Below are 26,050 nucleotides of genomic sequence, written 5' to 3' on the forward strand. Positions count from 1 at the left end.
CCCGAAGCTCAGCGATCGAGCCGCGTCTTCGGGTCGATATGCCGGCCCGTCCACTGGCCGTACCGCCAGGGCAGATACCAGCGTGCGTCAGCACGAAGGTTTTCGGGCACGGGATCGAAGCCCGAGGCGCCGAACGGGCCGCAGCGCTGGAAGCGCGCGAGCGTCATCCAGCCGCCGGCCCAGAGCCCGTGGTGCGTAATCGCCTCCTCGCCATAGCTGGAACAGGTCGGCAGGTAGCGGCAGTTCTGGCCGAGAAAGGGCGACAGGACGAGTTTGTAGACGCGGATGAGGCCAATGCCGATCAGCGCCGGCAAACCCTTCGGGCGCGCGCCAGGCGCCTTCGCCTCATGCCGGTGGGCAGTGGAAGTACAGATAATATCCAGCCTCCGTGCCGGCCTTCCTCGCAATCACGTGGTCGCCGTTGATCTTCTTCGCCTCGGCGAGCGCGATCGTCGCTGCGGTCACCGCCGCCGTCAGCTTGTTTCGATCGGAACAGACCGGCTTCAGGTCCGGGATCGTCGCCTTGAGCCGATCGACGATCGTCTGGCCATCGGCCGAGAGCGCGAAAGCCGGCGCGGGCAAAAGGCTGCCGGCGAACACGGCAAGTCCGATCAGGCCAGCCAGAATGCGCCTCGACATCATGCGATCCTCCTCACGCCTGCTCATTCCTTCTCACGCCTGCTCATGGAGCACGGCCTCGACATTGTGCCCGTCGGGATCGATGATGAAGGCGGCGTAGTAGCCGGGATGATATTGCGGCCGGAGACCGGGCGCGCCGTTGTCGCGTCCGCCGGCTTCCAATCCCGCAGCATGGAAAGCGTGAACGGCCGCGCGATCGCGCGCCTTGAACGCGAAATGGATCGGCCCCGGCGGATCGCCATAGCTGCCGATCCAGAGCAGTCCCTGCCCGTCCTCCCCGAACATCGCCCATTCCGCAGTTTCGTGAACGACGCCGATGTCGAGCGGTGCCAGCAGGCGGATGTAGAAATCGCGGCTTGCGAGAAAGTTCTTCACATTGAAGCCGAGATGGTCGTAGCCCATGCGCTCCTCCTACTCGGCGGCATCCGCGGCGCGCGCCGCCTCGATCTGGCCTATGGCATCGACCACGGCATCGAATGTCAGCAGCGTCGAGGCGTGGCGGGCGCGGTAGTCGCGCACCGGCTCAAGATATCTGAGATCGGCGAAGCGGCCTTCGGGCGGCGGGCCATTCTCCTTCAGCATCTTCTGCATCGCGAGACGCACCGCGCGGAGTTCCTCCGCCCGCGCGCCGACGACATGCCGCGCCATGATCGCGGAGGTCGCCTGGCCAAGCGCGCAGGCGCGGACGTCATGCGCGAAGTCGGTCACGACATCGCCGGTCATCACGATATCGACAGTGACGGTCGAGCCGCAGAGGCGCGAATGGGCCTTAGCGGTCGCGTCGGGCGCCGCAAGACGGCCGATGCGCTCGATATTGGCCGCGAATTCCAGGATCCGCGCATTGTAGATTTCATCGATCATCGGCGCCTCCGATGCGATGACATATAGAAAGTTCCGTGCATCCGATCCAGATACAAGGCTCCGAAACCGTTCGTCATCGGAGCCGAGCATGGATGCCAAGACCCCGCCTCACCTGAAATACGCGCCACGGCCGGCTGAAAGGCCGAGCGCGGCCGAAGCCGAGGCGGCCGTGCGCACGCTCATTGCCTATGCCGGCGATGATCCCGGCCGCGAAGGGCTGCTGGAAACGCCGGCGCGCGTCGCCAAGGCCTATCGCGAATTCTATTCCGGCTATGAGGAGGATCCGGCCGCCATTCTCGACCGTGTCTTCGACGAGGCCGGCGGCTATGAAGATCTTGTGCTCCTGCGCGACATCCCGTTCCATTCGCATTGCGAGCACCACATGGTGCCGTTCATCGGCAAGGCGCATATCGCCTATCTGCCGAACGGCGGCGTCGTCGGGCTGTCGAAGCTGGCGCGGCTGGTCGATGCCTACGCGCGCCGGCTGCAGATGCAGGAGCGGCTGACGCAGCAGATCGCCGACGCGATCGAGACGGGGCTCGCCCCGCACGGTGTCGCCGTGGCGATCGAGGCTGAGCATCACTGCGTCTCGATGCGCGGCGCGCGGAAATCCGGCGTCTCGACCGTCACTACGAGCTTCAAGGGCGTCTTCAAGACCGATCCGGCCGAGCGGGCGCGCTTCCTGCAGCTGGTCGAGGGCCGGCGCTGAGCCTCGCCCCTTGTGCGCGGTCGCGTCTTTGGTCTAAGCCGCTCTCCTTCCCCTACGATCCAAGGGCTGCACCCATGAGCGAAGCTGCACCGCGCACGACGAAGTCCATCACGATCACGCCGGCAACCGCTCCGCTCTACGGCCGTGTCTCGCCGCCCGGATCGAAGTCGATCACCAATCGCGTGCTGCTGCTGGCGGCGTTGGCAAACGGCACCAGTCAGATCACGGGCGCGCTCAAGAGCCTCGACACCAAGCTGATGGCGGCAGCGCTGCGCGACATGGGCGTCACGGTCGAGGAGCCCGACGCGACGAGCTTCGTTGTTACCTCCACAGGGCGCCTCGCTGCACCGGCCGGCCCGCTCTTTCTCGGCAATGCCGGCACCGCGATGCGCTTCCTGACCGCTGCGGTGACGCTCGTCGACGGCACGGCGGTGGTTGATGGCGATGATCATATGCGCAAGCGCCCGATCGGCCCGCTGGTCGCCGCGCTGCAATCGGTCGGCATCGATTGCAGCGATGCCGGCGGCTATCCCCCGGTCACGGTGCATGGCACCGGCGCCTTCGGCAGCGGGCGCATCGAGATCGATGGCAGCCTGTCGAGCCAATATGTCTCGGCCCTGCTGATGGCGGCAGCGTGCGGAACCGGACCGGTCGAGGTCGCGCTCACCGGCGACACGTTCGGCGCACGCGGCTATGTCGACCTGACCGTCGCGGCGATGACCACCTTTGGCGCCAAGGTCGAGAAGCGTGACGAAGCGACCTGGCGCATCGAGCCGACCGGCTATACGGCCGCCGACATCCATGTCGAGCCAGACGCTTCCGCGGCGACCTATCTCTGGGCAGCTTCGGTGCTCACAGACGGCGCCATCGACCTTGGCGTCGCAACCGAGGATTTCTCGCAGCCGGACGCCGCCGCGGCCGCCCTCATCGCGGAATTCCCCCATCTGCCGGCCGAAATCGACGGCTCGCAGATGCAGGATGCCGTGCCAACGCTGGCCGTCCTCGCTGCCTTCAACGAAACGCCGGTGCGTTTCGTCGGCATCGCCAATCTCCGCGTCAAGGAATGCGACCGCATCCGTGCGCTCTCGACCGAGCTTTCGCGCATCCGGCCGGGGCTCGCGCATGAAGAAGGCGACGACCTCATCGTCGCCTCCGATCCCGACCTCGCCGGCCAGACATTGCCGACCGAGATCGAGACCTATTCGGACCATCGCATCGCCATGAGCTTCGCGCTCGCCGGCCTCAAGATCGGCGGCATCACGATCCTCGACCCGGATTGCACGGGCAAAACCTATCCCGGCTACTGGGATGCCCTCGCCTCGCTCGGCGTCGGGCTGAAACTCCGAGAGGAGGAAGCCGCATGAGCGATCTTTTCGCTTCGCCCGGCACGCACGCCGAGATCGAGGAAGGCCTCGTCCTGATGCCCCGCTTCGGCGCGGATGGGCTGATTGCGGCCATCGTCGTCGACGATGCAAGCGGCGATGTCGTCATGGTCGCCTGGATGAACCAGGAGGCGCTGGCGAAAACGATCGAGACCGGCGAAGGCTGGTATTGGAGCCGTTCGCGGAAGGAGCTCTGGCACAAGGGCGCGACCAGCGGCCATGTCCAGACCGTGACCGAGATACGCGTCGATTGCGACCAGGACGCGATCCTCGTCCGCGTCGTCACGGCGGGAACAGGCGCCAACTGCCACACTGGCCGCAAGGGGTGCTTCTACCGGCGCATCCCGCTCGGCCAGCAATCGTCGCAGGCCGTCGCGCTGGAGCCGACCGGCGATGTCCCGCTGTTCGATCCGAAGGCCGTCTACGGCGGCTGAATGCGACGCCGAGCCGGCTGGCTCATGCCATCGCGATATAGGCCCGCATCTCGTCTGCTTCGCGCTCGACTTGCTCGATGCGCGCCTTCACGACGTCGCCAATCGAGATGATCCCGGCGAGCCGGCCGTCCTCCACCACCGGCAGGTGGCGGAACCGGCCATGCGTCATCCGTTCCATGACGTCATTGATGGTGTCCTGGTCGCTGCAGGTGATGACCTTCGCGGTCATGATCGATGCGACGCTCGCAACCAGCCCATCGGTTCCTGCCTGCGCGAGCATGCGCACGACGTCCCGTTCCGAGACAATGCCGAGAATGCGTTGGAAATCATCGGCAACCACGACAGCGCCGATGCGCCGCTCGGCGAGGATCGCAACCACCTCGGCGACCGATGTTTCCTTCGGGACTGTGAGAACGTCTCGGCCCTTCCGGGCGAGGATCGCGGCAACGGTCATGGCGTCGGCTCCCTTGAAACGAGGCGCCAGCCGCTCTCTCTCAGGTGGACCGGTACCGGACACCGCGTCTGGGGATGATGATCCCGGCGGGATCGAAGCGCAAGCGCGCAGGCCTCGGCAGGATCACGCCACGCGCCGCGCCACGGGATCGAAGATCGGGAAGAACAGCAGTCCGACGATGAACCCGCCAAGATGCGCGTCCCATGCGATCTGGCTCGACTGGATCCCCGGCGGCGTGAACAGCAGCCCGAACAGCAGGTTGAACACGAACCAGACGCCCAGGAACATCACGACCCGCGAATTCCGTATCATTTCGGGAATCGTCAGCGCAGGCCGATGATCGGCATCAGGACTGAAGGCCCCGCCGCCGCCAAGCCGTCCACCGGGCGAGAAAGCGAAGCGCGCGGCGGCGGCCATCTGCGCGGCGATGCCGGCAGACGCGCCGACGAGCGGAGCGACACTGTAGGGATCGAGTGCAAGATGCGCAGCCGCGCCGCCGGCAGCGCCGAGCAGCGAGAACGCCACGAAGCGCTGCGGACCGAAGCGCCGGGCGAGCGGCGTGCCGAAGGCTGCGAGCCACAGCGCATTGATGCCGAAATGCATCCAGTCGGCATGAAGGAACGCATAAGTGACGAAGGTCCAGACGTCGCCGGCGATGCCGCCCGGCCAGTCGAAGTCATAGGCGGCTGGAAAGGTGATCCGCACCGGCACGAACGAGAAGGCGGCGATCACCCATCCCTCCTGGTCCGGCGTCAGCAGCCAGACACGAATGGCATGGATGACGCCGAGCAGCGCCACCGAGGCGATGATCACGGGCGGCAGATTGAAAACCGGCTCGCGCGCCGTGGGCGGGGTGCGTTCTGACATGGCTTCGAGATAGACGCCCGTTGCTGCGGAGACAAGCGGCCCCGCATTCGGACGAAAGCCTGCATGTGGCCGAGGACGGAAAATGAGGGGCCGTCCGGCGCGGCTTCAAGAAGCGCGCACAAACGGCCCCAGTCACGCCCCGTCTTTACCCCCCGGTCAAAGACGCCCCGTGAACGCGACAGGATTGCCATGCGGCGCGTGAATTCGCAACCATGTCGCCAGGGCGCATGTGAGTCGGTCTGTTGCACCGTCATGCGCCGGTTGGCACGCTGCGTGCACACCCCGCATTTACCATGTTGGTCGGGGGGCCAGCTGTCCCGCTCCTGCACAAACGCAGGCGCCGGGGTGGCAGACGTGCCGTCCCTGAACCGAAATCGAACGTCGAAGGGCGGAATGAAGCATCGCAATACCAGGGAACTCTACGACTATTGGTCTCGCCTGCGCGGCCCGGACGCCGCGCCGTCACGCGGGGCCATCGAGCCGGCAGAGATCCACGCCCTTCTCGGTGACACGTTCATCCTCGAAAGTGCCGGGCCGACCCAATATCCCTTCCGCCTTGCCGGTACACGCCTCTGCTCGCATTTCGGCCGCGAATTGAAGGGCCGCAACTTCCTGACGCTCTGGGGCGATGAGGACATGGAGGCCATCGACACGCTGCTGACAGCCGTCTGCATCGATGCCGCCGCCGCAGTGATCGGCGTCGAGACGCTCAATGATCGTGGCCAGTCCGCGCCCTGGGAGATGGTCGTCCTGCCGCTGTCGCGCGGCGGGCGGGTCTATGATCGCATCCTCGGGCTGATGGCGCCCCTCGAGCGCCCTTACTGGCTCGACATCCATCCGGTCATCCGGCAGTCGATCACCAGCCTGCGCCTGATCTGGCCCGACGAACGGCCCGTCCTGCTGCATCCGTCCATTCCGGCGCCGAGCCGGGTGGCCATGTCGCCGATATCGGCCTATCGCGGCGATGATTTGCCGGAAATGCCGGCAGGTGCGATCGAGCGTGGACGCCGCCATCACCATCTCGTCGTCTTCGAAGGCGGCAAGCGGTGACGTCCGTCACGGCTCGCAGCGCATATGGCTTGTTAAGGGCGACCCGCTAAATTGTCCGGGACGACTGCATCCCGGACGCACTCCATGCTCGAACTGGCGACGACGCACCGGCCGACCCTCAACGCGTATGATCGCCGACGCTACCGGCGCTATGAGGTCGCCTTGCTCGGACGCTATATGCTGGAAAGCCGCCGGGAATATCCCTGCCAGACGATCGACATCTCGACCGACACGCTGTCGCTGGCGGCGCCGATCCAGGGGCGGATTGGCGAACGCATCATCGCCTATATCGACCAGCTCGGCCGGGTCGAAGGCACCATCACGCGCCATGCCGCGAACGGCTTCGTTCTTTCGGTCGTCGCAACGCTGAGAAAGCGCGACAAGCTGGCCACGACGCTCGAATGGCTGGCTGAGCGTTCGCTCGCCCAAGGCATCGACGAGCGAACCGGCGTCCGCATCGTCCCGCGCAACCCGTTTTCGCAGCTCGCGCTGCCAGATGGCAGCCTCGAGCGCTGCCGGGTGATCGATCTCTCGACGACCGGCGCGGCGCTCGCGCTTTCCGCCCGGCCGGCACTGGGCACATCGGTGGCGCTAGGGCGCATCGGCGCACGGGTGATCCGGCACACCGAGGACGGCGTCGCCATCGCCTTCGCCTCCGTGCAGGACGAGACCGAGCTGCGCGCGCAGTTTTGAATCTCGCCGCAGACCTGATCCCGACGCCGCAACATCCAGGCCATGCCGCATGCCGGCTTTGAAGCCGGCCCGGCCGGGCGGCGCCTCATCATCTGAGTTCCGCGCCCCGTAGGGCGATTCAAGGACAGTCGCTGCCGCCCGTCGCGGCCGACTGGCGTTCGGCCGCATTCCCCTGAGCCCGAAGTCGACAGGCTGCATTGCGGCGACGGAGAGCCCCGGCCGACGCCCCCCTCAGCTCGCGCACAAATTAACCTTAACAAAAGGTTGCGCTTGCCGCTGCCCGAGCCTCGCCATATTATTTAATGAAAGGTTAACAACAACAATAAACCTTTCGACGAATTCGAATTGAGTTGGATTTGAATTCGAGCTCGTGGCTTAGACCGGTGTCAAAACTCGACGGTCATAGTCATCGCAGCTCAAGGGAATTGGCGACTATGTATTGCGTGCGCTTGTTTACATCCTTGGTCGTGCTGGCTTTGCTTGGTGCAGCCGGCCTGTCCACTGCGAATGCGCAGGGCCAGTCCGCCTTCATGGAGGTTCTTGGCAAGACCACGCAGCCCATCGGTCATCATGACCTTTGTGCCCGCATGCCGATCGAGTGCCGCGAGCGCACGGCCGATGACAAGCCGGTGGTGCTGACGCCCGCGCTCTGGAACGAACTCATCGCCGTCAATGACAACGTCAATACCGCGATCGTCCCCGATACCGACAAGGACATCTACGGCCGCGAGGAATACTGGAATTATCCCGATACGCTCGGAAAGGGCGATTGCGAGGATTTCGTTCTCCTGAAGCGCCGCGAACTGATGCAGCGTGGCTGGTCGGCAGGCTCCCTGCTGATCACGGTTGTCCGCCAGACCAATGGCGACGGTCATGCCGTGCTCACCGTCCGCACCGATCGCGGCGATCTCGTGCTCGACAATCTCGAGGGCAAGATCAAGCTCTGGGAGCAGACGGACTATCAGTTCATCAAGCGCCAGTCCGATACGGATAGCGGCCGCTGGGTTTCGATCGCCGACGATCGCAACGTGCTGGTCGGCTCGATCAAGCGCTGAAAATCAGGCGAAACCCCTCGCAAACCGGCGCCAGTTCTCGACATAGCTCCGGGCCGACTGTCGAAGTTTCTCGATCTGCTCGGGCGTGAGCGTGCGCACCACACGGCCCGGCGCCCCGACGATCAGTGATCCCTCGGGATAATCCTTGCCCTCAGGCACGAGCGCACCAGCCCCGATCAGGGAATTGGGGCCGATCCGCGCACCATTGAGCACGATCGCGCCCATCCCGATCAGGCTGTTATCACCGATCGTGCAGCCATGCAGGATGGCGCGGTGACCGATCGTGCAGCCCTCCCCGACCGTCAGCGGAAAGCCCATGTCGGTGTGGAGGACCGCGTGCTCCTGGATATTGGTCGCGGCACCGATGCTGATCCGCTCATTGTCGCCGCGCAGAACAGCACCGAACCAGACGCCGACATCAATGCCGAGCGTCACCTGGCCGATCACGCGTGCGTCTGGCGCGATCCAGTAGTGCCCTGCCTCCGGCAGTTCGGGCCCGATCCCGTCCAATGTATGCTCAGCCATCTGTTCCTCTCCTCATAAGCTCGCCTGCGCGGCAAGGGCGAAATCAAGCACGATGACGCCCGAGCACGCGCTCCACAGGCCGGCGATCGCTACGCTGCCGACTATCCAGCCGGCTGCCGAGCGCTGCTTCGGCCCTTCGGCCAACGCGTACCGCATGATGATGAACGGACCGGCGACGCTGCAGAAGAGGAAAGTGACCATCATGGCCGGTGCGGAGCTCCCGAGCAGCGCAAATCGTGCCGGCTCGGACGTCACGAGCTGGTAGAAGCTGCCGACGATGCCGGCGGCGACGAAGCCGGCCGCAACCGAAAAGACAAGCACGAAGAGCTGTACGGAAAGCGGCATGGTCATCCTCGCTGAAGGCTGACACGCGCTGCTCGCAAGCCGCATGCCGACGAGGCTCTCGGCGAGAAACGGCAGCCGCGCTGCCATCTCCGCAAAAAAGAAAACGCCGCCGAAGCCGGCGGCGTCATGGTTACTGTTTCGTTAAGGCACAGCCGTCAGCGACGTGACCCGGATCGGGCCTGCCGATCAGACTTCCTCGAGATCGATATCGAGGATCGCCATCGTGAAATTGTAGGACAGCTCGCCTTCCTCATCGTCGCGGAACAGCACGCCCATGAACTCCTCACCGAAATAGACCTCGGCAGAATCGTCCTTGCGCGGCCGCTGGCGGACAGTGATGTCCTTCATGTTGAAACGCCGGCGGAAGAAGCCCTCGAGCTTCTGGATCTCCTTGCGATCCAATTTTCTCTCCATATGCGGGGGGAATGATCGGCGAACACCCGCGCAGCGCGCGGGCTGACCCGGCACGCCGCCCCGTGCGACGCCTCCGGCACCTTGTGGCGTCAGGCTTACTCGCCTTGACCCGAAAGCAGTTGATCCATCGACCGCGACGGTTCGGCGCAGGGCGCCGTGCCGACGACCTTGGCCGGAACGCCAGCGACGGTGGTGTTGGGCGGCACGGCATGCAGCACGACCGAGCCCGCTGCGACGCGCGAGCAATGCCCGATCTCGATGTTACCGAGCACCTTGGCGCCAGCGCCGATCAGCACGCCATGGCGCACCTTGGGATGCCGATCGCCGATTTCCTTGCCGGTTCCGCCGAGCGTCACGCCCTGCAAGATCGACACGTCGTCCTCGATCAGCGCCGTCTCGCCGATGACGATGTCGGTCGCATGATCGAAGAAGATGCCCTTGCCGATCTGCACGGCCGGATTGATGTCGACCTGGAAAACGGCCGATGAACGGCTCTGCAGGTAATAGGCGAAATCGCGCCGTCCCCGCCGCCACAGATAATGGGCCAGGCGATGGGTCTGGATGGCGTGGAAACCCTTGAAATAGAGCACCGGCTCGATCGAGCGGTTGCATGCCGGATCGCGATCGACCACCGCCTGGACATCGACCCGCATCGCATGGGCGATCGACGCGTCACTCTCGAACGCCTCGGCGAAGGCCTGGGCAATCAGGTCGCCCTGGACATCGGGGTGATCAAGTCGCCCGGCGATCCGGTGAGCCACGGCCATTTCGAGGCGATCATGCGCCAGAATCGAGCCATAGATGAAGGTCGAGAGCGCCGGCTCGCCGCGCACGATCTCGTCCGCTTCGGCGCGGATTCGCGACCAGAGCGGATCGAAGCTTGCGAGGCTATCGCCGCCGATGCGCGAAGTGACTGACGACATGAACGTCTCCTTGCCGGAGTTTGGTCCGGGATTTTCGCCGGGACACTAGCATGAAGGGTCTGATGCCACAAAACGGCATGTACCGGGTAAACTATGCCCGGCATCGGCGGTTGCGAGGGTCCGTCGTCATTCAAGGCCGCGCCGGCTGATGAAATCGAGCACGCCGGCCTTGTAGACCTTGTCTCCGACCGCAAGCATGTGATCCCGCTTCGGGATATCCAGCACTTCGGCTCCGGGAATGATGCGGGCCAGTTCCGCTGCCGACCCGGCCAGCTCGTCCTTCTCGCCGACCGCGATCAGGACCGGCATGTGCAGTGTCGCAAGGTCGTCCGCCGAGATCGGCTGGCGCGTCGCCTTCATGCAGGCCGCCAGCGCGACGCGGTCGCTGCCAGTCTGGTCGGCGAACTTGCGGAACATCTGGCCGACAGGGTCGGTGATCGTCTCCAGCGCGTCTGTCTCGAGTGCGTGCACCACCGGACCCCACGGGCCGATCCCCGTCACGATGCCATAACCGAGGCCGCCGAAGATGAGCCTCCGAATCATTTCCGGATGCGAGAGCGCCAGCATGGCCGCGATCCGGGCGCCCATGGAATAGCCCATGACGTCGGCGCGGCTAATCCCGAGATGGAGGAGGAGATTTCGCGCATCGTCAGCCAGCGCCGCGACGCGATAAGCCTCGACCTGATGTGGCTTGTCGCTGTCGCCATGGCCGCGATTGTCGAGCGCGATCACGCGCCGGCCGGCCTTGACCAGCGTGTCGACCCAGCCCGGATTGATCCAGTTGACGCGCGCGTTCGACCCGAAACCATGAATGAGCAGGATCGGGGCGCCCTCACCTTCATCGATATAGGCGATGCGGTGGCCGTTGGACTGGAAATCTGGCATGGCGAACCCGGATGGCGGCGGAAGGGGCAGCGTCCAGCGCTGCGAGGAGCGCCGTTATGACGGAAGCCGCCCGCCGCGCCAAGGTGTCGCCGCAGGAAGCGGCATCACGGTCTGTTCATCGCGGGCGCAACGCTCTATCGTCGCGCCAACTTTCGTCGAACGAGCGGATTTCGCCATGGCCGAGCACGTCATCCCGCATTTTCACAATGATTCCGGCGTCGCGCTGATCGAGATCGGCGTGCAGGAATTTATGTGCGTCGGCGCCAAGCCGCCCTTTGATCACCCGCATATCTTCATCGATCTCGGCGCTTCCGGCGAGCGTGTCTGCCCTTATTGCTCGACGCTCTATCGGCATAATCCCCGCCTGCACGGCACGGAATCAAATCCGCCCGGCCACCTTTTCGTCGAGCCACTGGCCGCCTGAGGCCGACGGCGAAGGTGTCGATCTCGACGATCGCCGTCGCCGGCGGCGGCATTGCCGGGCTCACGGCTGCGCTGCTTCTCTCCCGCGCCGGCTTTCGCATCGACGTTTTCGAGCGTGCGGAGCAGTTCACCGAAGTCGGCGCCGGCCTGCAGATTTCGCCGAATGCTGGCCGGATTCTGGATAATCTCGGCCTTGGATCAGCCCTCGACGCCGTGGCGACACGCCCCGAGGCGATCGAGATGCGCGGAGGTCAGAGCGGCCGCTTGGTCGTTTCGCTTCCGCTTGCGCGGGCGGCCATTCGCTATGGCGCGCCCTATCGGCTGCTGCATCGGGCCGACCTGCTCGAAATCCTGCTCGCGGCCGTGGCCGCCGATGGCAATATTGCGATCCACCTCGGGAGCCCGATCGGCAATATCGATGAGACGGCCGATGGGGTCCGCTTCACGGCCGGATCGTCCAGCCGCAATGCCGATGTCCTGATCGGAGCCGACGGGGTACGCTCCGCCATTCGCGCGCATCTTCGCGGTGGCCCCGCGGAGCCGACCGGGCGCACGGCCTGGCGCACGACGATCCCCGCGTCAGCGGCGCCGGAAGGCATTGCCCGCGACCGCGTGACGGTATTCCTCAGCGACCGCAGCCATGTCGTGATCTATCCGATCCGCGGCGGCCGCGAGATCAACATCGTCGCCATCGTCGAGGAAGCCTGGCAAAGCGCGGGCTGGAACGAGCCCGGCGACAGCGCCTTCATCCGCCAACGGTTTCGCGGGATGGCTGCCGATCTGGAGGATTTGATCGTCGCCGGCAAAGACTGGACGCGCTGGTGCCTCTCAGGTGTCGACGCCAATGGACCCTGGCAGCGCGGGCGGATCGCCCTTGTCGGCGATGCCTGCCACGCGATGTTGCCCTTTCTCGCCCAGGGCGCCGCGATGGCGATCGAGGACGCCGCCGTTCTGACGCGCATGTTGCTGCGCCAGGGTTTGCCGGCCGAGATCGCCCTCGAGCGATATGTCGCCGAGCGAAGGCCGCGGGCGGCACGCGTCGCCCACGCTGCGCGCCAGAGCGGCGCGATCTATCACATGAGCCCGCTCGCCGCGCCCTTCCGCGACGCCACGATGAAGGCACTCGGCGGCGACCGTCTGCTGGCCCGCTACGACTGGATCTATGGCTGGCGGCAGAGCGGCTGATCGGCCTTTTGCCTCAGCGTGCCTTCGCTAACTGGGTGATCGCCGGATAATCCGTCTTGCCCGTCCCGAGCATCGGCAGCGCCTCGACGGTCACGATTCGCCGGGGCAGCATGATCTCGGCGACGCCATGCAGCCTCGCCCCGGCAATGAGTTCCTCGCGATCGGGCGCGAGCCTGTCGGTGACCAGAACGAGTTGCTCGCCCTTGCGATCATCCGGCACGGCAACCATCGCGTGGGCGTTGTCGGGCCAGACCTGCGCGACATAGGCTTCGGCGGCTGCCAGCGAGATCATCTCGCCACCGAGTTTCGCAAAGCGCTTGGCGCGGCCACGGATGGTGATGTAGCCCTCGGCATCGACGCTGACGATGTCGCCGGTATCGTGCCAGCCATCCTCCGTCGCTTCCAGCACGCCGGGATCCGATTCCCGCATATAGCCGCGCATGACATTCGGGCCACGGATCCACAGCCGACCGCCCTCGTCGAGGCCAGGCACCGGCTCCAGCCGATAGGACATGCCCGACAGCAGCCGACCGACCGTTCCATCACGGTGGAACAGCGGCGTATTGGCTGCGATCACGGGCGCGGCTTCCGTCGCGCCATAGCCCTCGAACAATTCGATGCCGAAGCGCTCGCGCCAGAGCGTTCGCGTCTGCGGCTTGATCCGCTCGGCGCCCAGCACGACGAGGCGGAGGCTCTTGAACTGGTCGTCCTCGGCCTGTCGGCCCCAGCCAGCCGCGAACGTGTCCGTGCCGATCAGAATGGTCGAGCCGGTATCCTTGATGAGCGCGGGGATCTGTTTGTAGTGCAACGGGGTCGGATAGAAGAACACCCGCATCCCGATCGAGAACGGCGCGACGAGGCCGACCGTCATGCCGAAAGAATGGAACACCGGCAGCGGATTGAACAGCGAGTCGTCCGGGCTCAGCGCCAAAGTGCGCAGGAACTGCTCGACATTGGCGAGCACATTCTCATGCGTCAGCGCGACTCCCTTCGGCAATCCTTCCGAACCCGACGTGAACAGCACGACGCCGACATCGTCGGGCTTGGCGCCGCTCCGCGCGTGAATGGCGCCGGCGAACCAGGAGGAGACGACGCCGACCAGCTTGTCGAAGCCCGTCACCTTCTTGCCGACATCCTCGAGCCAGAGAAATGTGACGTCCTTGCCGATTGCCTCGACGAGATCCTCGAGCTTGGCTTCCGCAATGAAGCGGCGCGAGGAGATCACGAGCTGGACCTCCGCTGCCCTGCAGGCGACGGCGAGGTTCTTGGGACCGGCGGTGAAATTCAGCATCGCGGGAACGCGCCCGAAGGCGCAGAGCCCGAAAAAGGTCGGTGCCACCGTCGCCACATTGGGCAGCAGGATGCCAACCCGCTCGCCTGGCTTCGTCCGGGCAGCAAAGACGCGGCCGAGAACCATGGCGCCGATGACGACGCGATCGAATGTGAGCGGCTTGCGCTGGGTGTCTTCGATCACCGGACGCTTGCCGCCGAAACGGGCGCGCGACTCGAGCAGCATGCCGAACAGCGTCTTCTTCCAACGCCGTGCATCGAGCGGAATCGCCGCCGTGGCTGGGCTGGGTATCGCGGTCGGCATGTCCATGGTCGCCTCGGCTGGAGTATCGCCCGGCGCCACGGATGGCGTCGCGGCCGGCGGCGGATCATCGCCATCAAGGGACAACTTACTATGACAACGGTCACGCAGGCGACCGTGCGCCGCGAAAACAAGTTAGATAGCTCTTACGATATATCTTGACGAAGTCCGGATGCGTTAGTACGTAAGATATATCGTAACTCGCAGAGGAGCCCAGTATGGGTCATTTTCATCATCACGGCCGTCACGGCCACGGCTGTCGCCAGGCCGGCTTCGAGGGCATTTTGAGCTTCATGACGCGGCGCGGTGGTCCGGGCCATGGCGGTCCGTTCGGCGGCCGCGGCCCGATGGGCGGGCGCGGCGGCGATGGCTTCCGCATGGGCCGCATGGTCGCCGACGGCGACTTGCGCCTGATCGTGCTCTCGCTGCTGGAGAAGCAGCCGCGGCATGGCTACGACATCATCAAGGCCGTCGAGGAACTGACGAGTGGCAGCTACAGCCCGAGCCCCGGCGTGATCTATCCCACCCTCACCTTCCTCGAGGAAGGCGGGCATGTTGCCTCGGTGAGCGAAGCCAACAAGAAGGTCTATTCGATCACCGATGCCGGCCTCGCGCACCTGACGGCGAACCGCGCCGGCGTCGACGCGGTCCTCGATCATCTCGCCCGTATCGGCCGCCGCCTCGCCGAAGCGCGCGCCTGGTTCGATCGCGAGGAGGATGACCGTCGCGGCCAGCCGCGCGATCGTGACATCGAGGGCGTCGTCCCGGAACTGAACGACGCCCGTCGCATGCTGAAGGCGGCCATCGCCGCGGCGATCGGCGCGCCCGAAGAGGAGCAGCGCCGCATCGCCGACATCCTCGCCAAGGCCGCCGCGGCCATCAAGTCACAGCCGGACGACCCGGTCGATCTCTAGACGAGGCTTGGCCTCAGGCCGCCGCTCGCGCGGCGGTCTGAAGGCGCGCTGCGGATTCGCGGCGCGAAAGGTTGGGCGCAAGCGCAAGCCGCGCCGCCTCGAAGGCCTGCCAGTCAGCCACATCCGGCAATGCCGGGATGGTGACGATCTCGCCCTGGTCGAGACCCGCCAGCGCCGCATCGACCATCACACCGGTCGGCATCACCATTTCCGGCGGCAGGCTGTCGAGTGACAACCCGGAACGCTCCCAGATTTCAGTGGCCGTGGCGCCGGGCAACACGGCCTGGACACGGACGCCCTCAGCCGCCAATTCCGCGTGCAGCGACTGGCTGAAATGCAGCACATAGGCTTTGGTCGAGCCATAGATGCCCGGGAAGCTCTCGGGGATGAGGGGCACGACCGAACCGATATTGACGATGGTCCCCGCCCCGCGCGCCACAAATCCCGGCGCTGCGGCGAGCGCCAGCCGCGTCAGGGCGACGATGTTGAGGTCGATCATCCGCTCCATGCTGTCCGGATCGGCCGATACGATCGGCCCGCCGCCGGCGATGCCGGCATTGTTGATCAGCGCGGTAATGGACGCATCGGAGCGGAGCCGGGCCTCGACGACGGCAAGATCCGATTTCGCCGTCAGATCAGCCGCAAGAACCTCGACGTTTCGCCCGGTCTTCGCGCCGATTTCGGCCGCGAGCGCCGCGAGACGCTCCTTGTCGCGCGCGACCAGAACAAGGTCGTAGCCCCGCGCGGCCAGACGATCCGCATAAACCGCGCCGATGCCCGACGATGCACCCGTTACCAGCGCAACACCGCGCCCCTGATGACCTGCTGCCATGATGATCTCCGTTGGTCGGCACGGCCGCCGAGGTTCGGCGCCGCTGCCGTCCTTTTTAAATTATGATCATCATTTAAAAGTCGCAAGGCGGTTCAGGTGATTTTTTCCTCCGCCGGAGATCCGGGCCCGTTCGGCGCGCCGAGATGGTGCCTGACGGCCACCAGGAACTCGTCAGACAACGGCGTTCCGGCGCAGGCACGCGACAGGAGCAGGCCGCCCACCATCGTGGCGAGAATGGCGAGCGCGTCCTGCCGACCGGCGCCCTCCGGCAGCACATCAGCGACGGCAGCAATCATCGTTTCGACGCCGTCATGATAGGCGGCGTCCAGTTCGGAGCCGCAGCCATCGCGGGCATAGTCGATCAACGCCGAGACGGGGCAGCCTTCGCCGGGATCGTCGCGATGCTGCGCGGACATATAGGTGTCAACCAACGCGGCGAACGCCGCCCGCTGATCATCGCGATGGGCGTCGACGGTCGCGGCCAGCGCTGTGCCAATCTCGCGCGACGCCTCTGCAATCGCCTCGGCAGCCAGTGCGCTTTTGGATGGGAAATGGCCATAGAAGCCGCCATGCGTCAGCCCCGCGGCCGCCATCAATTCAGGTACGCTGACGCCGCCGATGCCGCGTTCCCTGAACAGCCGCGCCGATGCCGCCACGATTTCTTGCCGGTGCCGTTCGGCATCCTTCTTCGATGCACGTGCCATGGGAGCCTCCTTGTCTCGAAGACTTATATATGACGCCGATCATCGAACGAGAAGCGCCCTCCTCCGGCGATAGCGGCCGGGCGCCGCAGATCGGCGCGCTGCCGACGGCAAGCGCGACCGAGATGTGGTCAACCTTGGAATCTGGTGCGGGCCGCTGGGCCGCGGAGCGCAATGGCCTCGCGACGAGACCTAGGTTCGAGAGGACAAGAGGGACGAAGTCCGACGCTTGACATCGTCGAAATGGTAGCGCTACCGTATGCTCATCGCTCCGGTCGTCGAATGCAAGCGGCGACCCGGCGCATCGGAGGAATGCCAACGATATCGCGGGTAAGTCTCGTCGCTGCACGTAGCTGTGTTGCGAGGCTTTGCGACTGAACCGGCGGTTGGAGGACGCATTTGTGGTGTGCGAACTGAAGGGTGAATGCCATCATGGCTTCTGAGCCTTGGTACAAAACAACGCTTCGCTGGGCTCAAACCAATCTGGTCGAGATAGATCCTGAGCGCTACGACGCCAATTTCTGGCGCGAGCATTGGCGAAAGACACGTATTCAGGGCGTCATCATCAATGCCGGCGGAATTGTCACCTACTACCCAAGCGAGATTCCGCTTCATAAACCTGCCCTGAAGCTCGCTGGCCGCGACCTCTACGGCGAGATCGTCAAGGCGGCCCGTGAAGAGAAGCTCACCGTCATCGCGCGGATGGATTCAAATCGCGTGTCGGCCGAGTTCTACCGCGCACATCCGGACTGGATTGCAGTCGATGCAGCAGGCAATCCGTACCGGGAAGCCGACAAATACGTCACCTGCATCAACTCCGCCTATTATTCGGAATACCTGCCCAGCGTGATGCGCGAGATCATCTCGCGCAGCAAGCCAGACGGCTTTGCGGACAACAACTGGGCTGGACTGCGGCGCGGCCTCATCTGCCACTGCCGCAACTGCCAGGAGCAGTTCGAGGCTCTTTCCGGACTGCCGCTGCCCCACGCAGACAACTGGTCGAGCGAGTCCTTTCGCAGGTGGATCCAGTGGAGCTACCAGCGCCGCACGGAGATCTGGGAACTCAACAACCGGGTGACGACCGAAGAGGGCGGACCGGATTGTGCATGGATGGGCATGATCTCAGGCGACGTGCTTCACAATAATGAACGCTTCATCGACCTGACGGAAATCCTCTCTCGCACCCCGATCATCATGCTCGATCACCAGCGCCGAAACGGTGTCGACGGATTCGAGCAGAACACGGAAGCAGGCAAGCGCCTGCATGAGGTTGGTGGCTGGGACCTCCTGATCCCGGAATCGACGCCGCAATATCAGCTCGGCAGCCCGGCCTTCCGGCTCTCCAGCATGCCGCCGGCCGAGGTGCGGCTATGGTCGTCGTCCGGCTTTGCCGGCGGGATCCAACCGTGGTGGCACCATATCGGCTCCATGCATGAGGACAGGCGGCAGTACCGGACGGCCGAGCCGATCTTCAGGTGGCACGAAGCCAATCAGGACATTCTGTTCAGCCGCGAGCCGGTCGCCGACGTCGCCGTACTGTGGTCGCAGAAGAACCATGACTATCTGGGGCAAAACAACGCGTCGGAAGCGACTCTCAATCCCTATCGCGGCGCGACCAAGGCACTGGACAAAGCAGGGATCGCCTGGCTTCCCCTGCATGCCGACGCCATCGGCAAGGCCGCTGGCCGATTCAAGGTTCTGATCCTCCCCAATCTTGGAGCGATGTCGGGCCGTCAGATTTCGGCCGTGCAAGCCTTTGCCGACCAGGGCGGCTCGGTCATCGCCACGTCGGAATCGAGCCTCTACAGCGAGCATGGCGACCGGTTGGCCGACTTCGCGCTCGGCACGCTGTTTGGCGTGCATCGGCGTAGCGGCGAATTCGGCGGCCAAGGCAAGCCGGATGGCAACATCGAGACCCACGCACGCCACTCCTACCTCCGTCTTTCGCCGGAGCTTCGCACCGGCGTCTATGGGCCATCGGATCCGTCTGCCCCGAAAGCAGCGGGCACACGACACCCAGTGCTCGCCGGCCTCGACGACACCGACACGCTGCCGTTCGGTGGCTACCTCCCGGTTGCCGAGGCCGACGAGGACACGACTGTGCTCGCGACCTTCATTCCCGACTTTCCGATCTACCCGCCTGAAACCTCGTTCATGCGGACCTTCAGGACCAACCTTCCAGCGATCACCGTCAAGAAGGGCGCCGGTGGCGGAAACCTGATCTGGTTTTTGGCAGACCTCGATCGCTGCTTTGCCCGCGAAGAACAGTTCGAGCATGCGCTGCTGCTGGCCAATGCGGTGCGTTGGAGCATCGGCGTGGCCCAGGCGGTAAGGGTCGAAGGAGGACACGGCCTGGTGACGCCGACGCTGTATCGGCAAGGCAGCCGTCAGGTGCTGCACCTGAACAATCGGCTGATGACGTCACGCGTACCCGGACGCCAGGACGAACTGGTCCCGGTCGGTCCGACGACAGTTCGCCTTCGCGTTGCAGATGGCACCAAGGCACCTGCCACGGTAGATCTGCGGGTCGCCGGGCGACACGTCGACGCACAGATTGACGGTAGCGAACTCGTGTTTTCGGTCGACACGATCCTGGATCACGAGGTGGCTGTCATCGACTGGGCCTGACCCATATCAGTGCGGTCAGACCTCAAGGCCATTCACAGGGAGGAACCCAATATGGCGAAGCAAGAGGATCTGGAAGCGGCCGGCTCAGCCCGCCGGCTCACCCGTCGCACAATTCTCGTCGGTGCGGGTGCGCTGGCCGTCTCTCCATTGCTGTCCGGCGTGTCGTTCGCACAGGATGCCACCACGATGCGTCTGTCCTGGTGGGGATCCGATGACCGCCACAAGAAGACGCTGGCGTTGATCCAGCTGTTTCAATCAAAGCATCCGGGTCTGACCATCACGCCGGAATACGGTGGCTTTGTCGGCTATCAGGACAAGCTGTCGACCCAGTTCGCCGGCGGCAACGCCCCCGACGTCATGCAGGTGGCGGAGCCAGGCCCGCTGATTGCCTCTGGCAGGCTGCTGGCGCTCGACGATTACATCGCAGCCGGCACGATCGACGTCAGCAACGCCAGCAAGAGCGTGCTCGAGACGGCCAAGGTGAACGGCAAGCAGTACAGCGTGCCATGGGGTCTCGCCTGCGGCTGCTACTTCCTCGACAATCAGGTGTTCGAAGACGCCAAGGTCGACATCCCCGACTATGGCTGGACCTGGGACGAGTACGCCAAGGTCGCCAAATCGTTGTCCAAACCGGGCTTCTACGGCTCGGCCGACATCTGGGCTGCAGCGGGAACCCGCTCGCTCGCCGCACTCGAAGTGTTCCTGCGGGAACGCCAGAAATACGCCTTCACGCCGGAAGGCAAGATCGGGTTCGGCCCGGACGAGCTCACCGAGTGGTTCACATTCTGGGACGAACTGCGCAAGGCGGGCGCTGTGCCGCCTGGCGAAGTGACTGCGCTGGAGACCGGCTTCGAGACCTCGCCGATCATCACCGGCAAGGCCGCGATGTATCCGATCAACAGTTCGATCGCGTCTTCATTGCAAGGGCTGACCAAGCACAAGCTGACCGTAGCCCCCTTCCCGACCGGCGTCGGCAGCACCGCGCTCAAGGGCGACCAGTACGGCGCGTTCGTGAACTCGAGCATGCAAATCTACATCAATGTCGACGCCAAGGATAAGGACTTGGCTGCTGCGTTCGTGAACTTCGTGCTCAACGATCCCGAAGCCGCCAAAATCCAGCTGATGGCGCGCGGCGTGCCGGCCTCTTCCAAGATCGCAGAGCTGGTGACACCCAACATCTCGCCGGTCGAGCAGAGCATGGTGGCCACGGTCAAATACGTGGCCGATCATGCGTCGCCCGGCTTTGTTCCGTGGCCCAAGCAGGGTTCCGAAGTTCAGGATCTGATGCAGCGGTCGCATCAAGCCGTGGCATTCGAACAGGCCTCGATTGCAGACACGGTCAGCCAGTTTTTCGATCAGGCCGGGCAGATTCTAGGCTGATGGCGATTGGACATTCCAGCGAAAGCCCCACCGCGACAGGCCTCAGCCTGTCGCGGGCCGGCGCACGCCCGAAGCGAGCGCGCAAGCCGCTCAGCGACAACGCCTATGGGTACCTTTTCCTCGCGCCGTGGCTGATCGGACTGCTGGTGTTTCTGGCTGGCCCGACGCTGGTCTCACTTTATCTGTCCTTCACCGATTTCAATCTGTTGCAGCCGCCGAAATGGGTGGGAGCGCAGAACTACATAACGCTGTTCACCCGCGACCCCCGCTACATGCAGGCGCTTCGGGTCACGTTCACCTATGTGTTTACCGCAGCGCCGCTGAACCTGATCTTCGCGCTCCTGCTGGCACTCCTGCTCAACAGCAGGATCCGGGGCATCGGCTTCTACCGTGCCGTCTACTACATCCCCTCTCTGCTGGGCGGCAGCGTCGCGATTGCTATCTTGTGGCAGCAGATCTTCGGGCTGGACGGGGTGGTCAGCCAGATCCTTGGATTTTTCGGTGTTCACGGGTCGAGCTGGGTGTCCTCACCCAAACAGGCGCTCTGGACGCTGGTGATCCTGCATGTCTGGCAGTTCGGCTCGGCCATGATTATCTTCCTGGCCGGACTCAAGCAGATCCCGGGTGAGCTCTACGAGGCCGCGACGATCGACGGCGCCGGCAAAGTCCATCGGTTCTGGTTCATCACCCTGCCGATGCTGACACCGGTGATCTTTTTCAACCTCGTGCTGCAGATCATCAACTCATTCCAAGCTTTCACCCCCGCCTTCATCATCAGCGGCGGCAAGGGTGGGCCGCTCGATTCAACGCTGTTCTACACGTTGTATGTCTACATTCAGGGCTTCACTAACTTTCGCATGGGCTACGCGTCGGCGATGGGTTGGATCCTGCTCATCATCATCGGCGTCTTCACCGCCCTCGCCTTCTTGAGCAGCAAGTACTGGGTCCATTACGACGATGCGAGATAGCGCCGTGGCAACCAACGCTCGAACCGTCCGGGTTTTCCCGTTCAGTCAGTTGCTGACGCATCTTGTGCTGCTCGTCGGCGCGTTCTGCATGCTCTATCCGCTGCTCTGGATGATCGGCAGCTCGTTCAAGCCCGACAGCGAGATCTTCACCGAGCTCAATCCGATCCCCAGAAGCCTCGATCTGACCAACTATATACGCGGCTGGGTGCTTGGCACCGGCACGTCATTCACGACCTTCTACTTCAATTCCTTTGTCGTCTGCGCTGGCGCCATCATCGGTAATCTCTTGTCATGTTCGCTCGCGGCCTACGCCTTCGCGCGGATCAGGTTCAGGCTGCGTGGCATGTGGTTCGCCATCATGCTGGGGACCCTGATGCTGCCTTTCCACGTGACCGTGGTGCCGCAGTACATCATCTTCAATTCCCTTGGCTGGACCAATACCTTCCTACCGCTTGTGGTGCCGAAGTTCTTTGCTGTCGACGCCTTCTTCATCTTCCTGATGGTTCAGTTCATTCGCGGAATTCCTATCGAACTCGAACAGGCGGCGATGGTCGACGGCTGCAACCGGTTTCAGATCTTCACCAAGATCATCATGCCCCTGCTCGGCCCGGCCCTCGTGACGACCACGATCTTCACCTTCATCTGGACCTACAACGACTTCTTCAGCCAGCTCCTCTACCTTTCGACAGAGAATCACTACACCGTTTCGCTCGGCCTGCGGTTGTTCCTCGATGCCTCTGGACAATCCGCCTGGGGGCCCATGTTCGCCATGACGACGCTTTCGCTGGTCCCCGTAATTCTGGTGTTCGCATTCTTCCAGCGTCGGCTGGTCGAAGGCATCGCCACGACCGGCCTCAAGGGTTGAGCTCATGACTGAACGCACCATCGCCATTCAGATCGGCGCGGTTTCCTTCATCGACGAGGGCGTGGGAAACGTCCTCGATACGGTTCAATCGCGCGCCGGGGTCAACACGCTGTGGCTCGCGACACCGACTTGGAACCGTGCCAGCGGCGGCCGTGCGGAACCGGGGCGCCCTTTTCCCGATCACGGCAAGGCGGAATACGAGCCCGACTGGCGCGGCGGCAACTATGCCAATATCCACCCTGAATACTACCGGGGCAGCGTCCTGGGCCCGGCCGGCCGCGCACCGGAATATTCCGACTGGGATATGCTCGAGGCCGTCATCGCCGAGGCTAGACCTCGCGGGCTCAAGAGCTTTGCCTATTTCGATGAAAGCAGCCACGCCCGCGAACTGCGCCGCCTGCCCGGCTTCCAGCACTGCCTCGAAGTCGACATCTGGAACAAGCCGGCGCGCCGCCCCTGCTTCAACAACCCCGACTATCGCAACTGGGTCCTCGCCATCGTCGAGGACTACATAAAGAGCTATGAACTGAATGGCCTCGCCTTCAGCTCGGCCCGTCCGGGCCCGCTGGACCGCCTGCTGCAAGAGCCGACTCGGCAGGGTCTCGGGTTGATCGTCTGCTACTGCCCGCACTGCAAGGCGCGAGCCGCCGAACGCGGCATCGACTGGCGCCGGGCGCAGGAAGGCCAGCGCAAGATGGTTCTCCTCAATGCCGCCGTATCCGAGGGCAACCGCCCGCCCGACGGGGTTCTAGCGAGCTTCTGGCGACTGCTGTTGACCTACCCCGAAATCCTTGCCTGGCAGTCGCTTTGGGCTGACGGCCAACATCAGCTTTATCGCGATATCTTCGGAACCGTCCGATCGTTCCGCCCCGACATGAAAGTCGGCTGGGACCTCCACCAGGGCATCGGCTTCAGCCCGTTCCAGCGCGCCGGCCAGAACTACGCCGACCTGAGCCACATCGCCGACTTCCTCAAGATCTCGACCTATCACGATGCCGGCGGTCCGCGTTTCGCGAGCTTCGTGCGAAACATCGCCAGCGCCGTATTCGGCGACGCCGATCCGACTGCTGTTTATCCCGTATTGCTGAAAATGCTCGGTCTCGACGAAGGCGCGCTCGATGAGCTGCCGCAGACCGGGCTGTCGGCAGACTATGTCCGCCGCGAGGTGGCACGCGCCGATGTCGGGCGCGAGGGCCGCAGCACCATCTGGGCCGGAATCGGCATCGACATCCCGGTCGGGGAACCTGACGCGCAGCCGGCAGCGGAGGTTTCGATCGGCGACACACCGATGATCGACGCCGACCTGACCGCCGGCCCAGGCCTAATCGAAACCACCCCGGCGCGCGTGAGCGCCGCGGTTCGCGCGGCCTTCGACGGAGGCGCCACCGGCATCGTGCTGGGCCGCAAATATTCGGAGATGCGGCTCGATAACCTCTCGGGCGTCAAGACCGCACTGGCCGACCTCTAGATCCAAGGAACCTGGCATGAAGAAGATCACCCTCGGTCGCACCGGACTGTCGGTCTCCCGCATCGCGCTCGGCGGCTATCCCTTTGGTGGCGTCAACCGTGCCAATGACTGGGATCCGTGGTCGGCCGCGGGCCGAGCCACCGCGATCGGGACCGTGAACTACGCGCTCGACAACGGTATCAACTACATAGACACGGCTCCAGCTTACGGCGAGGGCAACAGCGAACGTATCATCGGGGAGGTGATGAAGACCCGCCGCGCCGAAACGGTGCTGGCGACTAAGGTCCGCTGGGAAGGCATGGGCAAGCAGGCGACGATCGACAGCGTGCATGAAAGCCTCAAGCGGCTGAACACAGACCGGCTCGACATCGTTCAGTTTCACGGTGGCATGTTCACCGCCGAGCAATACCAACACATCGTCAAGGGTGGCCCGCTGGAGGGCCTGATGGAATTGAAGCAGAAGGGCGAGATCGGCTTCATCGGCCTGACCGCCGAGGAGCCATGGACGGCAATCCAGTTCCTCGCCCACCCCGAGATCGACGTCTACCAGGTTGCCTACAACTTCATCTACCAGCATGCCGCCAAGCACTTTCTCATCGACGGCGCCAAGGCAGAGGTCGGCATCGTCACGATGAGGACCATGACGTCGGGCATCTTTCAGCGCGCGGCTCGCACCCTCGCGCCGGAATGGCAGCCGGCACATGATCTATTCCAGGTCTGCCTCGAATTCGCGCTGTCGGACTCCCGCGTGCATGCTCCTATCGTCGGCATGCGCTGGCCGCATGAGGTCGACAAGAACATCGAATTGCTGGAACGGTTCACGCCTGCCTTCGACCTGGCGGCGCTGCCGCGGATGACCGCGGACGTCTACAAGGCGGAAGATTCCGAATGATCGTCGATGCGTACTCCCATACCGGCCTGCCCCGCTTCCAGACCGTCGCAGACTATAGACGCATCATGCGGCGAGAGGGTATCGGGAAGGCCGTGCTCAGTTCGTTCGACAGCTCGCCCGATCTCGCCGGCATTCACGCGGCGTTCACCGAGCAGCCGGAGATCTTTCGCGGTCTCGGCGTGCCGCTCGGCGAGGATCGCGCCGAGATCGCGGCAGGCGCCCGCGCCCAACTCGCCGCCGGCTTCACGGGCCTGCGCCTGACAGCCGGCGACGTGCTCGAACGGCCGTTCCTCCTCGACATCGTTGGCGAAGCGGGCGGCGTCGTGCTGGCGGTCGGCCGGCTGGCCGAGGCTGCCTGTGCGCGGGCCCTGTACGATGCCCTTCAGCGCCAAGAGGGCCTCACGGTGATCGGCGGCCACTTTGCCGGCGGCGGCGAACCGGACGAACTCGAGCAGGATCCTGTCGCCAGCCTCTTTGCCCATCCTCGCTTCGCCGTCGTGTTCTCGCGCCATGGCGGCTATCCGGCATCCCCCATCCGGCTGTGGGCGCGCTCGATCGTCGCCCGCACCGGCTGGTCACGGATCCTGTGGGGTGCAGAAGCGCCGCTGTTGTTCTGGCGTAACGAGACGATGCCGGCGGCGATGGCCTGGATCGACTTCCTCGAACCGACGGCGGATGAGCGCGCCGCCTTCTTGGGCGGCAATGCGGAGCGCATCTATTTCGCTCGCCCGCACCGGCCTGCGCCGCTCGCGCTGCCGTTCGACCCGTGGACCTATATCAACGAGGTTTCCGCCGGGCTTTGGGCCAACGGCCTGCCGGTGCGGCAGGAACTCGCCGGCCGGCTGGTCCAGGATTGGTTGGCTGCCGGTGGCGAGGGTACGCTCGGCGGGCACCTCGAAACCGTGTTGCAGCGGGCGCTGCCGGAATTGTCGCAATCGCGCGGGTGATAACCCGCGCCCCTGCCGCC

The 26,050-nt window shown here is 64.4% G+C and carries 30 protein-coding genes; 16 read left to right on the plus strand and 14 right to left on the minus strand.

Going from position 1 to position 26,050, the window contains the following annotated elements; all coding sequences use genetic code 11:
* Positions 1-8: 8 nt before the first annotated feature.
* From yidD to LB518_RS14435, 4 genes are read right to left on the minus strand one after another with little or no spacing between them, the layout of a single operon-like run.
* Entirely contained in the window at positions 9-314 is a 306-nt protein-coding gene (gene yidD / locus LB518_RS14420; protein WP_224578223.1) for a membrane protein insertion efficiency factor YidD, read from the minus strand.
* Positions 315-345: 31 nt separating this feature from the next.
* Positions 346-642, minus strand: coding sequence for a hypothetical protein (locus tag LB518_RS14425; RefSeq protein WP_224578224.1), 297 nt, complete (start codon positions 640-642; stop codon positions 346-348).
* Between the two features lie 30 nt (positions 643-672).
* The gene (locus tag LB518_RS14430) at positions 673-1,041 is read right to left on the minus strand and encodes a VOC family protein (protein ID WP_224578225.1); all 369 of its coding nucleotides are present in this window, start codon (positions 1,039-1,041) and stop codon (positions 673-675) included.
* A 9-nt stretch (positions 1,042-1,050) separates the two neighbouring features.
* On the minus strand, positions 1,051-1,500 hold the full coding sequence (locus LB518_RS14435; RefSeq protein ID WP_224578226.1) for an iron-sulfur cluster assembly scaffold protein: 450 nt from the start codon (positions 1,498-1,500) through the stop codon (positions 1,051-1,053).
* An 88-nt stretch (positions 1,501-1,588) separates the two neighbouring features.
* Here LB518_RS14435 and folE point away from each other — a divergent pair, with 88 nt between their 5' ends.
* From folE to hisI, 3 genes are all read left to right on the plus strand, one after another.
* Positions 1,589-2,209 carry a GTP cyclohydrolase I FolE gene (gene folE, locus LB518_RS14440; RefSeq protein ID WP_224578227.1) on the plus strand — a complete coding sequence of 207 codons (621 nt, stop codon included), beginning with the start codon at positions 1,589-1,591 and terminating at the stop codon, positions 2,207-2,209.
* A 74-nt stretch (positions 2,210-2,283) separates the two neighbouring features.
* Positions 2,284-3,573, plus strand: coding sequence for a 3-phosphoshikimate 1-carboxyvinyltransferase (locus LB518_RS14445; RefSeq protein WP_224578228.1), 1,290 nt, complete (start codon positions 2,284-2,286; stop codon positions 3,571-3,573).
* On the plus strand, positions 3,570-4,025 hold the full coding sequence (gene hisI, locus LB518_RS14450; protein ID WP_224578229.1) for a phosphoribosyl-AMP cyclohydrolase: 456 nt from the start codon (positions 3,570-3,572) through the stop codon (positions 4,023-4,025). Before LB518_RS14445 ends, hisI begins: the two co-directional genes overlap by 4 nt.
* Before the next feature lie 22 nt (positions 4,026-4,047).
* Here hisI and LB518_RS14455 read toward each other — a convergent pair whose 3' ends face one another.
* Both LB518_RS14455 and LB518_RS14460 read right to left on the minus strand, forming a co-directional pair.
* On the minus strand, positions 4,048-4,479 hold the full coding sequence (locus LB518_RS14455) for a CBS domain-containing protein (RefSeq protein WP_224578230.1): 432 nt from the start codon (positions 4,477-4,479) through the stop codon (positions 4,048-4,050).
* A gap of 123 nt (positions 4,480-4,602) precedes the next feature.
* Positions 4,603-5,346: a rhomboid family intramembrane serine protease gene (locus LB518_RS14460; protein WP_224578231.1), complete on the minus strand. Its 744-nt coding sequence runs from the start codon at positions 5,344-5,346 to the stop codon at positions 4,603-4,605.
* Between the two features lie 393 nt (positions 5,347-5,739).
* Here LB518_RS14460 and LB518_RS14465 point away from each other — a divergent pair, with 393 nt between their 5' ends.
* The 3 genes from LB518_RS14465 (at position 5,740) to LB518_RS14475 (ending at position 8,144) form a co-directional block, all read left to right on the plus strand.
* A complete protein-coding gene (locus LB518_RS14465) occupies positions 5,740-6,396 on the plus strand; it encodes a PAS domain-containing protein (protein ID WP_224578232.1) in 657 nt (218 codons plus the stop codon).
* An 84-nt stretch (positions 6,397-6,480) separates the two neighbouring features.
* Positions 6,481-7,089, plus strand: a complete 609-nt coding sequence (locus LB518_RS14470) for a PilZ domain-containing protein (protein ID WP_224578233.1) — start codon at positions 6,481-6,483, stop codon at positions 7,087-7,089.
* 443 nt (positions 7,090-7,532) lie between these two features.
* Positions 7,533-8,144 (plus strand): transglutaminase-like cysteine peptidase, encoded by a 612-nt coding sequence (locus LB518_RS14475; protein WP_224578234.1) that lies wholly within the window; start codon positions 7,533-7,535, stop codon positions 8,142-8,144.
* A 3-nt stretch (positions 8,145-8,147) separates the two neighbouring features.
* On the opposite strand, the gene LB518_RS14480 is transcribed toward LB518_RS14475, so the two are convergent.
* The 5 genes from LB518_RS14480 to LB518_RS14500 all read right to left on the minus strand — a co-directional run bounded on the left by LB518_RS14480 (position 8,148) and on the right by LB518_RS14500 (position 11,236).
* A complete protein-coding gene (locus LB518_RS14480; RefSeq protein WP_224578235.1) occupies positions 8,148-8,669 on the minus strand; it encodes a gamma carbonic anhydrase family protein in 522 nt (173 codons plus the stop codon).
* Between the two features lie 12 nt (positions 8,670-8,681).
* Positions 8,682-9,014 carry a DUF6949 family protein gene (locus tag LB518_RS14485; RefSeq protein ID WP_224578236.1) on the minus strand — a complete coding sequence of 111 codons (333 nt, stop codon included), beginning with the start codon at positions 9,012-9,014 and terminating at the stop codon, positions 8,682-8,684.
* Between the two features lie 186 nt (positions 9,015-9,200).
* Entirely contained in the window at positions 9,201-9,416 is a 216-nt protein-coding gene (locus tag LB518_RS14490; protein ID WP_139251392.1) for a DUF3126 family protein, read from the minus strand.
* Positions 9,417-9,523: 107 nt separating this feature from the next.
* Positions 9,524-10,351, minus strand: coding sequence for a serine O-acetyltransferase (gene cysE / locus LB518_RS14495; RefSeq protein WP_224578237.1), 828 nt, complete (start codon positions 10,349-10,351; stop codon positions 9,524-9,526).
* A 126-nt stretch (positions 10,352-10,477) separates the two neighbouring features.
* A complete protein-coding gene (locus LB518_RS14500) occupies positions 10,478-11,236 on the minus strand; it encodes an alpha/beta fold hydrolase (RefSeq protein ID WP_224578238.1) in 759 nt (252 codons plus the stop codon).
* Between the two features lie 175 nt (positions 11,237-11,411).
* Between LB518_RS14500 and LB518_RS14505 the strand changes: the two genes are divergently transcribed.
* Both LB518_RS14505 and LB518_RS14510 read left to right on the plus strand, forming a co-directional pair.
* On the plus strand, positions 11,412-11,660 hold the full coding sequence (locus LB518_RS14505) for a zinc-finger domain-containing protein (RefSeq protein ID WP_224578239.1): 249 nt from the start codon (positions 11,412-11,414) through the stop codon (positions 11,658-11,660).
* A gap of 14 nt (positions 11,661-11,674) precedes the next feature.
* Entirely contained in the window at positions 11,675-12,844 is a 1,170-nt protein-coding gene (locus LB518_RS14510; RefSeq protein WP_224578240.1) for an FAD-dependent monooxygenase, read from the plus strand.
* A gap of 13 nt (positions 12,845-12,857) precedes the next feature.
* Here the strand turns inward: LB518_RS14510 and LB518_RS14515 are convergent, their stop codons facing one another.
* Complete coding sequence (locus LB518_RS14515) at positions 12,858-14,444, minus strand: AMP-binding protein (protein ID WP_224578241.1); 1,587 nt, start codon at positions 14,442-14,444, stop codon at positions 12,858-12,860.
* Positions 14,445-14,653: 209 nt separating this feature from the next.
* Between LB518_RS14515 and LB518_RS14520 the strand changes: the two genes are divergently transcribed.
* Positions 14,654-15,349, plus strand: a complete 696-nt coding sequence (locus LB518_RS14520) for a PadR family transcriptional regulator (protein WP_224578242.1) — start codon at positions 14,654-14,656, stop codon at positions 15,347-15,349.
* A 13-nt stretch (positions 15,350-15,362) separates the two neighbouring features.
* Here the strand turns inward: LB518_RS14520 and LB518_RS14525 are convergent, their stop codons facing one another.
* Positions 15,363-16,181: an SDR family NAD(P)-dependent oxidoreductase gene (locus LB518_RS14525; RefSeq protein ID WP_224578243.1), complete on the minus strand. Its 819-nt coding sequence runs from the start codon at positions 16,179-16,181 to the stop codon at positions 15,363-15,365.
* 92 nt (positions 16,182-16,273) lie between these two features.
* Positions 16,274-16,885, minus strand: a complete 612-nt coding sequence (locus LB518_RS14530) for a TetR/AcrR family transcriptional regulator (protein WP_224578244.1) — start codon at positions 16,883-16,885, stop codon at positions 16,274-16,276.
* 429 nt (positions 16,886-17,314) lie between these two features.
* Between LB518_RS14530 and LB518_RS14535 the strand changes: the two genes are divergently transcribed.
* The 7 genes from LB518_RS14535 to LB518_RS14565 are packed head-to-tail and all read left to right on the plus strand — an operon-like array spanning position 17,315 to position 26,030.
* Positions 17,315-19,510, plus strand: coding sequence for an alpha-amylase family protein (locus LB518_RS14535; RefSeq protein WP_224578245.1), 2,196 nt, complete (start codon positions 17,315-17,317; stop codon positions 19,508-19,510).
* Positions 19,511-19,561: 51 nt separating this feature from the next.
* Entirely contained in the window at positions 19,562-20,890 is a 1,329-nt protein-coding gene (locus LB518_RS14540; protein WP_224578246.1) for an ABC transporter substrate-binding protein, read from the plus strand.
* A 5-nt stretch (positions 20,891-20,895) separates the two neighbouring features.
* Positions 20,896-21,858: a carbohydrate ABC transporter permease gene (locus tag LB518_RS14545; RefSeq protein WP_224578456.1), complete on the plus strand. Its 963-nt coding sequence runs from the start codon at positions 20,896-20,898 to the stop codon at positions 21,856-21,858.
* A complete protein-coding gene (locus LB518_RS14550) occupies positions 21,848-22,723 on the plus strand; it encodes a carbohydrate ABC transporter permease (protein ID WP_502845834.1) in 876 nt (291 codons plus the stop codon). The genes LB518_RS14545 and LB518_RS14550 overlap by 11 nt, the downstream gene beginning before the upstream one ends.
* Positions 22,724-22,727: 4 nt before the next feature.
* Positions 22,728-24,191 (plus strand): hypothetical protein, encoded by a 1,464-nt coding sequence (locus tag LB518_RS14555; RefSeq protein WP_224578247.1) that lies wholly within the window; start codon positions 22,728-22,730, stop codon positions 24,189-24,191.
* Between the two features lie 16 nt (positions 24,192-24,207).
* Positions 24,208-25,083, plus strand: coding sequence for an aldo/keto reductase (locus LB518_RS14560; protein WP_224578248.1), 876 nt, complete (start codon positions 24,208-24,210; stop codon positions 25,081-25,083).
* Complete coding sequence (locus LB518_RS14565; RefSeq protein ID WP_224578249.1) at positions 25,080-26,030, plus strand: amidohydrolase family protein; 951 nt, start codon at positions 25,080-25,082, stop codon at positions 26,028-26,030. The genes LB518_RS14560 and LB518_RS14565 overlap by 4 nt, the downstream gene beginning before the upstream one ends.
* Positions 26,031-26,050 lie beyond the last annotated feature (20 nt).

It is taken from the genome of Mesorhizobium sp. BR1-1-16, from assembly GCF_020165495.1.
Taxonomy (GTDB): Bacteria; Pseudomonadota; Alphaproteobacteria; order Rhizobiales; family Kaistiaceae; genus Kaistia.

Excerpts from the sequence above, each read along its gene's own strand:
- LB518_RS14425 (WP_224578224.1), bottom strand. The coding sequence starts at position 642 with ATGATGTCGAGGCGCATTCTGGCTGGCCTGATCGGACTTGCCGTGTTC.
- LB518_RS14430 (WP_224578225.1), bottom strand. The coding sequence starts at position 1,041 with ATGGGCTACGACCATCTCGGCTTCAATGTGAAGAACTTTCTCGCAAGC.
- LB518_RS14435 (WP_224578226.1), bottom strand. The coding sequence starts at position 1,500 with ATGATCGATGAAATCTACAATGCGCGGATCCTGGAATTCGCGGCCAAT.
- folE (WP_224578227.1), top strand. The coding sequence starts at position 1,589 with ATGGATGCCAAGACCCCGCCTCACCTGAAATACGCGCCACGGCCGGCT.
- LB518_RS14445 (WP_224578228.1), top strand. The coding sequence starts at position 2,284 with ATGAGCGAAGCTGCACCGCGCACGACGAAGTCCATCACGATCACGCCG.
- hisI (WP_224578229.1), top strand. The coding sequence starts at position 3,570 with ATGAGCGATCTTTTCGCTTCGCCCGGCACGCACGCCGAGATCGAGGAA.
- LB518_RS14455 (WP_224578230.1), bottom strand. The coding sequence starts at position 4,479 with ATGACCGTTGCCGCGATCCTCGCCCGGAAGGGCCGAGACGTTCTCACA.
- LB518_RS14460 (WP_224578231.1), bottom strand. The coding sequence starts at position 5,346 with ATGTCAGAACGCACCCCGCCCACGGCGCGCGAGCCGGTTTTCAATCTG.
- LB518_RS14465 (WP_224578232.1), top strand. The coding sequence starts at position 5,740 with ATGAAGCATCGCAATACCAGGGAACTCTACGACTATTGGTCTCGCCTG.
- LB518_RS14470 (WP_224578233.1), top strand. The coding sequence starts at position 6,481 with ATGCTCGAACTGGCGACGACGCACCGGCCGACCCTCAACGCGTATGAT.
- LB518_RS14480 (WP_224578235.1), bottom strand. The coding sequence starts at position 8,669 with ATGGCTGAGCATACATTGGACGGGATCGGGCCCGAACTGCCGGAGGCA.
- LB518_RS14485 (WP_224578236.1), bottom strand. The coding sequence starts at position 9,014 with ATGCCGCTTTCCGTACAGCTCTTCGTGCTTGTCTTTTCGGTTGCGGCC.
- cysE (WP_224578237.1), bottom strand. The coding sequence starts at position 10,351 with ATGTCGTCAGTCACTTCGCGCATCGGCGGCGATAGCCTCGCAAGCTTC.
- LB518_RS14500 (WP_224578238.1), bottom strand. The coding sequence starts at position 11,236 with ATGCCAGATTTCCAGTCCAACGGCCACCGCATCGCCTATATCGATGAA.
- LB518_RS14505 (WP_224578239.1), top strand. The coding sequence starts at position 11,412 with ATGGCCGAGCACGTCATCCCGCATTTTCACAATGATTCCGGCGTCGCG.
- LB518_RS14515 (WP_224578241.1), bottom strand. The coding sequence starts at position 14,444 with ATGGACATGCCGACCGCGATACCCAGCCCAGCCACGGCGGCGATTCCG.
- LB518_RS14520 (WP_224578242.1), top strand. The coding sequence starts at position 14,654 with ATGGGTCATTTTCATCATCACGGCCGTCACGGCCACGGCTGTCGCCAG.
- LB518_RS14525 (WP_224578243.1), bottom strand. The coding sequence starts at position 16,181 with ATGGCAGCAGGTCATCAGGGGCGCGGTGTTGCGCTGGTAACGGGTGCA.
- LB518_RS14530 (WP_224578244.1), bottom strand. The coding sequence starts at position 16,885 with ATGGCACGTGCATCGAAGAAGGATGCCGAACGGCACCGGCAAGAAATC.
- LB518_RS14535 (WP_224578245.1), top strand. The coding sequence starts at position 17,315 with ATGGCTTCTGAGCCTTGGTACAAAACAACGCTTCGCTGGGCTCAAACC.
- LB518_RS14540 (WP_224578246.1), top strand. The coding sequence starts at position 19,562 with ATGGCGAAGCAAGAGGATCTGGAAGCGGCCGGCTCAGCCCGCCGGCTC.
- LB518_RS14550 (WP_502845834.1), top strand. The coding sequence starts at position 21,848 with ATGCGAGATAGCGCCGTGGCAACCAACGCTCGAACCGTCCGGGTTTTC.
- LB518_RS14555 (WP_224578247.1), top strand. The coding sequence starts at position 22,728 with ATGACTGAACGCACCATCGCCATTCAGATCGGCGCGGTTTCCTTCATC.
- LB518_RS14560 (WP_224578248.1), top strand. The coding sequence starts at position 24,208 with ATGAAGAAGATCACCCTCGGTCGCACCGGACTGTCGGTCTCCCGCATC.
- LB518_RS14565 (WP_224578249.1), top strand. The coding sequence starts at position 25,080 with ATGATCGTCGATGCGTACTCCCATACCGGCCTGCCCCGCTTCCAGACC.